The 11722-nt window shown below is 66.1% G+C and carries 6 protein-coding genes; all 6 read right to left on the bottom strand.

What is annotated here, in order from left to right; translation table 11 throughout:
• On the bottom strand, nt 1-1812 hold the full coding sequence (rpoD, locus tag LV476_RS10235; RefSeq protein ID WP_250075812.1) for an RNA polymerase sigma factor RpoD: 1812 nt from the start codon (nt 1810-1812) through the stop codon (nt 1-3).
• 246 nt (nt 1813-2058) lie between these two features.
• Nucleotides 2059-3675 (bottom strand): DNA primase, encoded by a 1617-nt coding sequence (gene dnaG, locus LV476_RS10240; RefSeq protein WP_250075814.1) that lies wholly within the window; start codon nt 3673-3675, stop codon nt 2059-2061.
• Nucleotides 3676-3770: 95 nt separating this feature from the next.
• A complete protein-coding gene (gltB, locus tag LV476_RS10245) occupies nt 3771-8234 on the bottom strand; it encodes a glutamate synthase large subunit (protein WP_250075815.1) in 4464 nt (1487 codons plus the stop codon).
• 242 nt (nt 8235-8476) lie between these two features.
• Nucleotides 8477-9913: an SPOR domain-containing protein gene (locus tag LV476_RS10250; protein WP_250075817.1), complete on the bottom strand. Its 1437-nt coding sequence runs from the start codon at nt 9911-9913 to the stop codon at nt 8477-8479.
• 37 nt (nt 9914-9950) lie between these two features.
• Entirely contained in the window at nt 9951-11072 is a 1122-nt protein-coding gene (aroB, locus tag LV476_RS10255; RefSeq protein WP_250075819.1) for a 3-dehydroquinate synthase, read from the bottom strand.
• A 77-nt stretch (nt 11073-11149) separates the two neighbouring features.
• On the bottom strand, nt 11150-11689 hold the full coding sequence (gene aroK / locus LV476_RS10260; protein ID WP_250075821.1) for a shikimate kinase AroK: 540 nt from the start codon (nt 11687-11689) through the stop codon (nt 11150-11152).
• Nucleotides 11690-11722: the final 33 nt, after the last annotated feature.

Consider the following 11722-nt stretch of genomic DNA (forward strand, 5'->3'; position numbering starts at 1 on the left):
CTATTCCATCTTCGCGTCGATGAAGCTGCGCAGCTTCTCCGAGCGCGACGGATGACGCAGCTTGCGCAGCGCCTTGGCCTCGATCTGACGGATACGCTCGCGGGTGACGTCGAACTGCTTGCCGACTTCCTCGAGGGTGTGGTCGGTGTTCATGCCGATGCCGAAGCGCATCATCAGTACCTTGGCCTCGCGCGGGGTCAGTGTCGAGAGGATCTCGCGCACGATCTCGGACAGCGAGGCGTTGGTGGCGGAGTCCAGCGGCGAGACCGCGCCTTGGTCCTCGATGAAGTCGCCCAGGCTCGAATCGTCGTCTTCGCCGATCGGCGTCTCCATGGAGATCGGCTCCTTGGAGATCTTCATCACCCGGCGAACCTTGTCCTCGGGCAGGTCCATCCGCTCGGCCAGCTCCTCCGGGGTGGCCTCGCGGCCCATCTCCTGGAGCATCTGGCGGCTGATGCGGTTCAACTTGTTGATCGTCTCGATCATGTGCACCGGGATACGGATGGTGCGTGCCTGGTCGGCGATCGAGCGGGTGATCGCCTGGCGGATCCACCAGGTGGCGTAGGTCGAGAACTTGTAGCCGCGGCGGTATTCGAACTTGTCGACCGCCTTCATCAGGCCGATGTTGCCTTCCTGGATCAGGTCGAGGAACTGCAGGCCGCGGTTGGTGTACTTCTTGGCGATCGAGATGACCAGACGCAGGTTGGCCTCGATCATCTCCTTCTTCGCCCGACGGGCCTTGGCCTCGCCCAGGGTCACCTGGCGGTTGACCTCGCGGATCTGGCCGACCGACAGCTGGCTGTCGCGCTCGACCATGGCCAGGCGCTTGGCCAGGCGCTCGATCTCCGGCTGGACCGCGGCGAACTTGGCCGTCGGCTTGCCCTTGGTGACCTCGGCCATCCACTCGTTGCTGGTCTCGTGACCGCGGAAGGCGTGGATGAAGGTCTCGCGCTTGATGCCGCCCTTCTCGACGGCCTGCTGCAGGATCTGCTTTTCCAGCAGGCGTACGCGGGCGATCGCGTCGCGCACCTGCTTGACCAGTCGCTCGTTGAAGTTCGGGTTGAGCTTCAGCGTGATCAGCTGGTCGGCGATCTGGTCGGTCAGTGCCTTGATCTTGTCGCCGTCGGTCTTCGCCTTGCGGGTCTTGGTGGCGACGGCGTGGCGCTTCTCGTGCAGGTCCTTCAAGTCCATGACGACCGCGCGCACGGCCTCGACGTCGATGCCGGTGTCCTTCTCGTCCTCGTCATCGTCGTCGGAATCGTTCTTGTTGCCGCCCGGGGTCGGGATCTCGTCGTCGAGCACGTGGAAGCCGACGATCACGTCGGCGAGCTTGATCTCCTCGGCCTCGACGCGGGCATACTGGGCCAGCAGGGTGTCCAGCGTCGGCGGGAAGGCGGCCATGGCGATGGTGACCTCGCGCAGGCCTTCCTCGATGCGCTTGGCGATCTCGATCTCGCCTTCGCGGTTGAGCAGGTCGACCGTGCCCATCTCGCGCATGTACATGCGCACCGGGTCGGTGGTGCGGCCGAATTCGGCATCCACCTGCGAGGCGAGTACGGCGACCGCCTCCTCGGTGGCCGCGTCGTCGTCGGAAACGCGCTGTTCGTCCGACAGGCCCAGGTCATCCTTGTCCGGCGGCGTTTCGGCCACGTGGATACCCATGTCCTGGATCATGCCGATGATCACTTCGATCTGTTCGGCGTCTACCAGCGACTCGGGCAGATGGTCATTGATCTCGGCATACGTCAGGTAACCCTGCTCGTTGCCCAGGGCGATCAACTGCTTGATGCTGGTTTGTTGGTCTTGCTGCATCGGCGTGGAACCTGCTCCGGCAATTCGATGAAAAACGTCTGGGGTCGCGCCGCGGGCTGGCGGGCGCCATGTCGTTGGATTCTGGCGGCGCGAGGAGACGTCCGGGTCTCGCGCGGGATATCCCGAATGGCCGGTCGATCGGACGGGCTGACGGTTCGGGCGTTCCCGTTGGGGAACAAGAAATTATAACGTGCGGGCGGCCTTTCGTCCATGTGTGGCGCCAGCCGCGCGGCACCACCGGGGTGTTCAGCGTGTCGACGAATCGCCGGTCAGGCCGGATCGAAGCTGCCGCTTCTTCGCCTCGAGTGCCTCGCGCCGGCGTCGTTTTTCCAGAATGTCGCTGAGCATCGTGGCGGCGATTTCCTCGTTTTCAATACCCGCGAGCTCCTGCGCCTCGGCCGCCTGTCGATCATCTGGGTGCAACGCGTCGGCCAGCAGCCGGGCGATCACCGCGGGAGGGCGTCCCTCGTGCCAGACCGACTCTGGGCGGACGCGCTCGATTAGGCGCGGGTGAGCCAGTAGCAGCCGCAGGATGATGTGTTCCTCGGAGCGCGACGGCGGCGGTCGCTTGGCCGCGGTCGGACCGCTCGATTCGGCGGCCTCGCGCATCGGCTTGCCGAACAGGCCGTGGTGCCGATCCACCTGGCGTTCGGTCAGGCGGCGCAGGCTGCCGGGCGGCATCCGCTCGATCAGCTGGTGGGCCTGCTTGTTCTTGCGTGCCCGCGCGGCGGTGTCGTCGCCGGCAATACTCTCGTCGAGATGCAGGGTGAGGAAACGGTCGAACCCGAGCGCCTCCTGTTCGACGAACCGATCGAAGCCGGTCTTGCCGTGGGCGCGGATGTAGCTGTCGGGGTCCTCGCCCTCGGGCAGGAAGGCGAATCGCAGGTCGCGGCCGTCCTGCATCAGCGGCAGGGCGACCGAGAGCGCCTTGACCGCCGCGCGCCGGCCGGCATCGTCGCCGTCGAAGCAGAACACCAGTCGGTCGGTCTGGCGGAACAGCAGGGTGAGCTGTTCGGCTGTGGTCGCCGTGCCCAGCGTGGCCACCGCGTGGGCGACACCGTTCTGCGCCAGCAGGATCACGTCCATGTAGCCCTCGACCACGATCAGCTGGTCGGGTCGCTGGTCGACCTGGCGCGATTCGTACAGGCCGTAGACGCCATAGCCCTTGTGGAACAGTTCGGTCTCCGGCGAGTTGAGATACTTGGGCTCGCCGGCGCCGATGACCCGCCCGCCGAAACCGATCACGTGGCCGCGCGGGTCGCGGATGGGGAAGATCACCCGGCCGCGGAAGCGGTCGTAGCGATCGCCGTTGTCGCGCTGGATCAGCAGGCCCGTGGCGACCAGTTCCTCGGGAGTCGCTCGGCCGCCTAGTGCCGCTTCGACGTGGTTGCCGGCGGGGGCGAAGCCCAGCGCGAAGCGGGCGGCGGTCTCGCCGGTCAGTCCGCGCTGCTTGAGGAAGTCGATCGCCTCGGGCGAGCGCTTGAGGTTGCCGCGGAACCAGTCGGTCGCCACGGCGGTGACCTGGCGCAGCCGACCGATGCGGTCGAGCTTTTCCTGATCGCCCTTCTCGCGCGGGATCTCGAGACCCAGCCGGCCGGCGAGATGCTCGATCGCCGTGGGGAAGTCCAGATGATCGTATTCCATCAGGAATCCCACCACGTTGCCGTGCACCCCGCAGCCGAAGCAGTGGTAGAACTGCTTCTCGGGGGTGACGTAGAACGACGGGGTTTTCTCCTGGTGGAACGGGCAGCAGGCCGCGAATTCCTTGCCCTTCTTCTTCAGCGGCACGCGCGCGCCGATCACCTCGACGATATCCGAGCGCGAAACGACTTCCTCGACGAAGGCTTCCGGGATGCGGCTCATGGGCTCCTCAGCGCTAGAACGAGAAAAACCGGCCCCCACGGGGGAGCCGGTTCGTCATAGTCACGGTACGAGCGCGGCTCGACCCGAGCAAGGCGTTACGCCGCCTTGTCGAGCAGGTCGAGCAGGTCGCCGATTTCCATCGCCTTCGGCTTGACCAGCCAGAAGCGCTGCAGGAAGGCGTCGAAGTCTTCCAGGATCTCGCGGGCACGCGCGCTGTCGGTGCGGCGGGCGTGCTCCTCGAGGATCGAGCGCAGGTGCTGGCGATGCGGCTCGAGCTCGGCGGCCTGCAGGCGGTGGATGTCGACCAGCTCGTGGTTGTAGCGATCGACGAAGTCGTTCGCCTCGTCGAGGACGTAGGCGAAGCCACCGGTCATGCCGGCACCGAAGTTGATGCCGGTGTTGCCGAGGATGGTGACGACACCGCCGGTCATGTACTCGCAGCCGTGGTCGCCACAGCCCTCGATCACGGCCTGGGCACCCGAGTTGCGCACGGCGAAGCGCTCGCCGGCCTGGCCGGCGGCGTACAGCTTGCCGTTGGTCGCGCCGTACAGGCAGGTGTTGCCGATGATCGGGGTCTCGTTGCTGGTGAAGGTGCTGCCCTTGGGCGGGTAGATGACGATCTCGCCGCCGGCCATGCCCTTGCCGACGTAGTCGTTGGCATCGCCCTCGAGCTCCAGCTGCAGGCCGCCGGCGTTGAACACGCCGAAGCTCTGCCCGGCGATGCCGGTGAACCGGAGCTTGATCGGGTGATCGTTCATGCCCTGGTTGCCGTGGCGACGGGCGATCTCGCCCGAGACCCGCGCGCCGATCGAGCGATCGGTGTTGCGGATGTCGAAGGTGTATTCGCCGCCGGTCTTGCCCTCGATCGCCGGCATGACTTCCTTGACGATCTTCTCGGCCAGCAGGCCCTTGTCGTGCGGGTCGTTGTGCGGCGCGACACAGCAGTTGGGCGCATCCGACACCATGCCCGCATCCGAGAGGATCTTGGACAGGTCGAGGTGGCGCTGCTTGTCGGTGGCCGGCTCACGCAACTCGAACAGGTCGGTGCGGCCGATCAGTTCCTCGACCGAGCGCACGCCGACGCTTGCCATCAGACGACGTGCTTCTTCGGCGATGAAGCGGAAGTAGTTGACCAGCTTGTCGACCTCGCCCTTGAAGTGCTCAAGGCGCAGCACCTTGTTCTGCGTCGCGACACCGGTGGCGCAGTTGTTCAGGTGGCAGATGCGCAGGAACTTGCAGCCGATGGCGATCATCGGGCCGGTGCCGAAGCCGAAGCTCTCGGCGCCCAGGATGGCGGCTTTGACCACGTCCAGGCCGGTCTTGAGACCACCGTCGGTTTGCAGGCGGACCTTGTCGCGCAGATCGTTGGCACGCAGGGTCTGATGCGCCTCGGTCAGGCCGAGCTCCCACGGGCTGCCGGCGTACTTGACGGAGGTCAGCGGGCTCGCGCCGGTGCCGCCGTCGTAGCCGGAAATGGTGATGAGGTCCGCGTAGGCCTTGGCCACGCCGGCGGCGACAGTGCCCACGCCCGGCTCGGAGACCAGCTTGACCGAGACCAGTGCTTGCGGGTTGGTCTGCTTCAGATCGAAGATCAGCTGGGCCAGATCCTCGATCGAGTAGATGTCGTGGTGCGGCGGGGGCGAGATCAGCGCCACGCCCGGACGGGCGTAACGCAGCTTGCCGATGAACTCGTCGACCTTGTGGCCCGGCAGCTGACCGCCTTCGCCCGGCTTGGCGCCCTGGGCGATCTTGATCTGCAGCACCTCGGCGTTGACCAGGTAATGCGGCGTGACACCGAAGCGGCCCGAGGCGATCTGCTTGATCTTGCTCATCTTCGGCGTGTTGAAGCGCGCCGGGTCCTCGCCGCCCTCACCGGAGTTCGAGCGAGCACCCAGGCGGTTCATCGCCTCGGCGATGGTCTCGTGCGCCTCCGGGGAGAGCGCGCCGAGGCTCATGCCGGCCGAGTCGAAGCGCGAGACGATCGACTCAACGGATTCGACTTCGGACAGATCGATCGGCGTGACGTCACCCTTGAGGCGGAACAAGTCGCGGAAGGCGGCGGCCGGACGCTCGTTGACGTGGGCGGCGTACTCCTCCCAGGCCTGGTAGTCGTCTTCCTTGACCGCCTTCTGCAGCGTCTGGACCACGTCCGGGTTGTAGGCGTGGTACTCGCCGCCGTCGATGTACTTGAGCAGGCCGCCCTGACGCGGCAGCTTGCGCTTGGTGAAGGCTTCCTTGATCAGGACTTTCTGATCGGCCTCCAGGTCGGCGAAGCGGGCGCCGGCGACGCGGCTGGTGGTGTCCTTGAAGCACAGGTCGACCACCTCGTCGGCGAGACCGATGATCTCGAACAGCTGTGCGCCGCGGTAGCTCGCGATCGAGGAGATGCCCATCTTCGACAGGATCTTCTTCAGGCCCTTGTTGATGCCCTTGATGTAGTTGCTGGCCAGGCGGTCGGCCGCCTTGACGTCGACCTGCTTGCGCCGGCGCATGTCGTTGATCGACTCGAACGCCATGTACGGGAACACGGCCGTCGCGCCGTAGCCGATCAGGACCGCATTGTGGTGCGGGTCGCGGGCGGTGGCGGTCTCGACCACGATGTTCGCGTCGGTGCGCAGGCCTTCCCGGATCAGACGGTGGTGGACCGCGCCGGTGGCCAGCAGGGCGTGGACCGGCAGGCGATCGGCGGCAATGCCGCGATCGGAGAGGACCAGCACGGTGTGCTCGCCCTTGATGGCGGCGACGGCCTCGTCGGTGATGCGGTGGATGGCCGCTTCCAGGCCCTCGTCCGGCTCGTAGTTGAGCTCGATGCGCTGCGAGGAGAATTCGCTGTCGGCCAGCTTGGTGAGTGCCTCGAAGCGAGCCGGGGTGAGGATCGGGCTTTCCAGCTGTACGCGATGCGCGTGCTCCGGGGTTTCCTCGAAGACGTTGCGCTCGCGGCCGATGAGGGTCTCGAGCGACATGACCACCGCCTCGCGCAGCGGGTCGATCGGCGGGTTGGTGACCTGGGCGAACTGCTGACGGAAGTAGTCGAACAGCGAACGCTGGGTCTGCGAGAGTACGGCCATCGGCGTGTCGTCACCCATCGAGCCGATCGCTTCCTGGCCGTTCTCGGCCAGCACGCGGATGACCTGGTCTCGCTCCTCGAAGGAGAGCAGGAAGGCCTTCTCGTAGGTGCGGACGGTGTCGTCGTCCATCTCGTCGAGCGAGAGGACTTCCTCGTCGGCGACCGAGTGTTTGAGCCTTACGGACTGATCACGCAGCCACTGGCGGTACGGCTTGCGGCCCTTGAGACGCTCGTCGATCGCCGGCGGCAGCATCAGCTCGCCTTCGGCGGTGTCGACCGCGACCATCTGGCCCGGGCGGACGCGGCCTTTCTGTACCACGTCGGCCGGGTCGTAGTCCCAGACGCCGATCTCGGAGGCGAGCGTGATGTGGCGGTCCTTGGTGATTACCCAGCGCGCCGGACGCAGGCCGTTGCGGTCCATGGCGCAGGCGACGAAGCGGCCGTCGGTCATGACGATGCCGGCCGGGCCGTCCCAGGGCTCCATGTGCAGCGAGTTGAACTCGTAGAAGGCACGCAGGTCAGCATCCATGTGCTCGACGTTCTGCCAGGCCGGGGGCACGATCAGACGCATGGCGTGGATCATGTCCAGCCCGCCGGTGATCAGCACCTCGAGCATGTTGTCCATGGACGAGGAGTCCGAACCGGTGGTGTTGACCAGCGGCTGGATGCGGTTCATGTCCGGGATCAGCGGCGAGGAGAACTTGGCCGCGCGCGCCAGTGCCCAGTTGCGGTTGCCGCGGATGGTGTTGATCTCGCCGTTGTGCGCGAGATAGCGGAACGGCTGTGCAAGCTTCCACTCGGGGAAGGTGTTGGTCGAGAAACGCTGGTGGAACACCGCCTGCGAGGACTCGAGCGCCGGATCGTTGAGATCCTTGTAGAAGCGCGGCAGGTCCTCGGGCATCAAGAGGCCCTTGTAGGAGATGACCTGGCTCGCGAGCGACGGGATGTAGAAATCCGGGTCATCCTGGATCAGATTCTCGGCATCGCGACGGGCGACAAACAGGCCGGCGTTGAACTGCTGCTCGTCCATGCCATCGGCCGGGGTGATGTAGATGTGCTCGATTTCGGGACGCTTCTCGGCCGACATCTGCCCCAGCACCGACGGGTCGACCGGCACGGTGCGCCAGCCAGCGAGGTTGAGGCCCTGCTCGGCGATGGCGCCGACCAGTGCCTCGCGGGCGCGTTCGCGCTTGGACTCGTCACGCGAGAAGAACACCACGCCCACCGCATAGATCTCGGGCAGGTCGATGCCTTGGTCGGAGGCGGCCTTGCGGAAGAAGGCATCCGGCTTTTTCAGCAGCAGGCCGCAGCCGTCACCCGATTTGCCGTCCGCGGAGATGCCGCCACGGTGAGTCATACGGGCCAGCGCGCCGATCGCGGTCGATACCAGGCCGTGGCTGGCCTGGTCGTCCATGTGGGCGATCAGGCCGAAGCCGCAGTTCTCTTTCTCGAAACTCGGGTGGTACAGACCTTGGGTGGGGGCTTGGCTCATGAGTTGCGCATCCTCTTGGATTCTTCGGGCTAGCCGGGCGAGCGACGCTCATCCCGCCCTCGGCTTGGCGGTCCGGCCATGGCGCCGGCGCGCCGCGAGGCGGGCGGGCTGGCCAGGGATTGCCGACCGTTATTCGATGTGCGCCCGCATCGGGGGAATTGGGCAAAATGGGCCGGAATTTTACCGGCCCGGCAGGGATCAGGCAAATCGGGCCACGGCGGGTCTGGCGCCCGGCGCGCCGATCAGGGGCTCGCGTCGGTCAGGCGGTCCTGGATGGCGCCCACCGAGCGCGGGTAGGGCTTGAGCTTCTGCAACTCGTCGGAAAGGTCGTCGATCGCGTGGCGGGCCCGCTCGGTGGACGCGTAGTTGCCGAAGGTGACCGTGTAGAGAATCTTGCCGTCGATCTTTTGTGCGTAGATCCGCCAGTCGCTTCGCGGATGCGCATCGTTGGCGAACCGTTCGATGAGGCCCGTGGCGTCATCCAGCCGACCGAATGCCGCCATCTGGATGGCCGCGCGGGCACGCGGCTGGTCGCGGTACCAGGCGTTATCGACACTGGCCGGCGGCGTGGCCGCAGCCTCACCACGGGCCTCTTCGGTTACCGGCTCGGCAGCCACAGGGTCAGCCTTCTCGGCCGGCGCCTCGCCGTCGGTAGTCTCGTCGGTTGCTTGCTTGGTGCTGGCCGGCTCGTCCATCGATTCGTCCTGTGCCGCTTGCTCGTCCGGGAAGGGGACATGGGGCGGCAGGCCATGATCGATGCCGCTGAGCTCCGGGGTGGCGGCCGGTTCGGTTTGCCCGTCGTCATCGGACGACTCGTTCGTGGCAGCTTCTGCCGGTGCCTCGCTCGACTCACTGGTCGCCGGTTCGGCGGCGTCGTTCGCCGGCTGTTCGGCCTGTTTGTTTTCGCTCGGGTCGACGGCCAGGTCGGTCGACTTGGTCGCCGGGGCCCCGGAGCGATCCAGCAGGGCGAAGGCGCCCACGCTGATAACGGCAATGCTAACGATGACGGCAATCAGCAGGGTGGGGCTGGCCCAGGGCGATCGGCGTGCGGGGTGTGTCGTGGCATGATTCGGGGCGGCGTGCGTCTCGGGGGTCGACGGTGTCGATTCGGCCTGGGCCGCTGCAGCTGCCGGCGCGGTCGTTGCCGTGCCTGTCTCGTGGCGCCTGGCGGTGCCGAGCAGTTGCGCGCAATGCAGGTCGGCCACCAGACCGGCAAGCGGCTGGGCCGTCTCTATCTGCTCGCACAGACCGGTGGCGCCGATCAAAAGGAACAGGAGGCGCTCACGAGCCAGGTCATGGGCCTGGTTGATTAGCTCGAACAGGGCATCCGCGCCGTCCGATTCCAGCCAGTGATCGGCATTCTCCACCACGATCAGCAGGCGGTCCTGCCCGTCCAGGGCAGCGGTGGCCGCGGTGATCAGCTGCTCGATGGTCTCGATGCCTGCGGAGAGCTGGAGCAGGGTGCTCAGCTGCTCGATCAGGGCGCCAGCCCCGTTGCCCGCATCGGCGCGAAGTACCACCGGGCGGACTTGGCGCGGCAGTTTCTGGCCGATCAGCTTGACGAAAGCCCGGCGCTCGGCGGCGGAATCGCCTTCAACGACCATGAAGCGGTCGGAATACTTGGCGTACTGAACGATTCGTTCGGCCTGTTCGAGGGCGTGATCCGTCGCATCGGTCATGTCAGAGTCCTTCTGGCTAGTGATTATGGGTCTTGTTTCAGTGACTGGAGCGGGTCGCGTCAATCGTGTCGAGAATCATTTCCTCGGGCACGTTGTCCACCAGACGGGCCTGGCCCAGGCGGCCAAGAAGCACGAGTCGAAGCCGTCCGTTCTCGACTTTCTTGTCGCTATCCATCAGTTCACGCATGCGCTCGGTCGTCAGCTCTGAGGGCGCGCGCGTGGGCAGGCCGGCGGCGTCGATGAGCGTCTCGATCCGGCGTGTGGCGGCCGCATCGATCAGTCCCAGCCGGTGGGAGAGTTCGGCGGCCATGCACATGCCAGCACCGACGGCCTCGCCGTGCAGCCAGACCCCGTAGCCCATCCCGGCCTCGATCGCGTGACCGAAGGTGTGGCCGAGGTTCAGCAGCGCTCGGATGCCGCCCTCGCGCTCGTCCTGGCGGACGATTTCCGCCTTGATCAGGCAGGATTGGCGGATGGCCTCGGTCAGCGCGTCTTTGTCGCGGCGACGCAGGTCGGTGATGTGGGACTCGATCCACTCGAGAAAATCCTCGTCCCAGAGCAGCCCGTACTTGATGATCTCGGCGAGCCCTGCCGACAGTTCGCGATCGGGCAGGGTGTCGAGGCTGCCGGTGTCGGCGAGCACGCAGCGCGGCTGATAGAACGCGCCGATCATGTTCTTGCCGCGCGGGTGGTTCACCCCGGTCTTGCCGCCGACCGAACTGTCGACCTGGGCCAAGAGCGTGGTCGGCACCTGGATGAAAGGCACGCCGCGCTGGAAGCTCGCCGCGGCAAAGCCCGTGATGTCGCCGATCACTCCACCGCCGAGCGCGACCAGCGTGGTCTTGCGGTCGACCTGCTTTTCCATCAGAAAATCGTAGATCCGCTCCAGGGTCTCGAGATTCTTGTACCGCTCGCCGTCTGGCAGGGCGAGCAGTTCGACGGTCTTGCCGGCGGCTTCCAGAGCCTGGGTCAGTCGCTCGGCATACAGCGGCGCCACGGTGGTGTTGCTGATGATTACCGCTCGCGGGGAGGGGATGAAGGGCGCGATCAGGTCGGTGTCGATCAGGCCGTTGTCGATGAAGATCGGGTAGCTGCGGTCACCGAGGTCCACGTTGACCGTGGTCGGCTGTGGCGCGTTGATGGCGGCTGGATCATTCATGGATCGGTTCGGCCTGTCGAGTGAAAGTCGGTCGCGCGGCCCCGGTTCCGGGCGCCCCGTCATTCGAGGAGTTTACATCAACGAGCGGTGGGCGCGTCCGACCCGGTGCCGGTCTCGCGGCTCGCCGCGAGAATCCGGTCGGCCATGGTCCGCGGGGTCTGGCCACCGGTCTCGAGGATCAGGTGAGCCGTCTCCCGATAGAGCGGGTCGCGCTCCGCCATGAGCCGTTCCAGTGTCGCCCGGCGGTCGCCCGTTTGCAGCAGCGGTCGTTGGGTGTCGTGCTGAGTCCGTTCGAACTGCCGTTCCACGCTCGTAAAGAGATAGACCACCAGGCCGTTTTCGTGCAGCAGTTCTCGGTTGTCCGGACGCAGCACCGCTCCGCCCCCCGTCGCCAACACGATGCCGCTGCCCGCGGTCAGATCGGCAAGCATGTCGTGCTCGCGCTGACGGAAGCCCGACTCGCCTTCGATATCGAATATCAGCGGGATGCTTGCGCCAGTGCGCTTCTCGATCTCCCGGTCGGAGTCATGGAATTGCCAGCCGAGCTTATTGGCGAGCAGGCGGCCGATAGTGGTCTTTCCGGCCCCCATCGGGCCGATCAGGATGATGTTGCGCATGGCAGCCGATTATACCGACTCGAAAAACGAAAA

This window comes from Guyparkeria hydrothermalis, assembly GCF_023555385.1.
GTDB classification, from domain to species: Bacteria; Pseudomonadota; Gammaproteobacteria; order Halothiobacillales; family Halothiobacillaceae; genus Guyparkeria; species Guyparkeria hydrothermalis_A.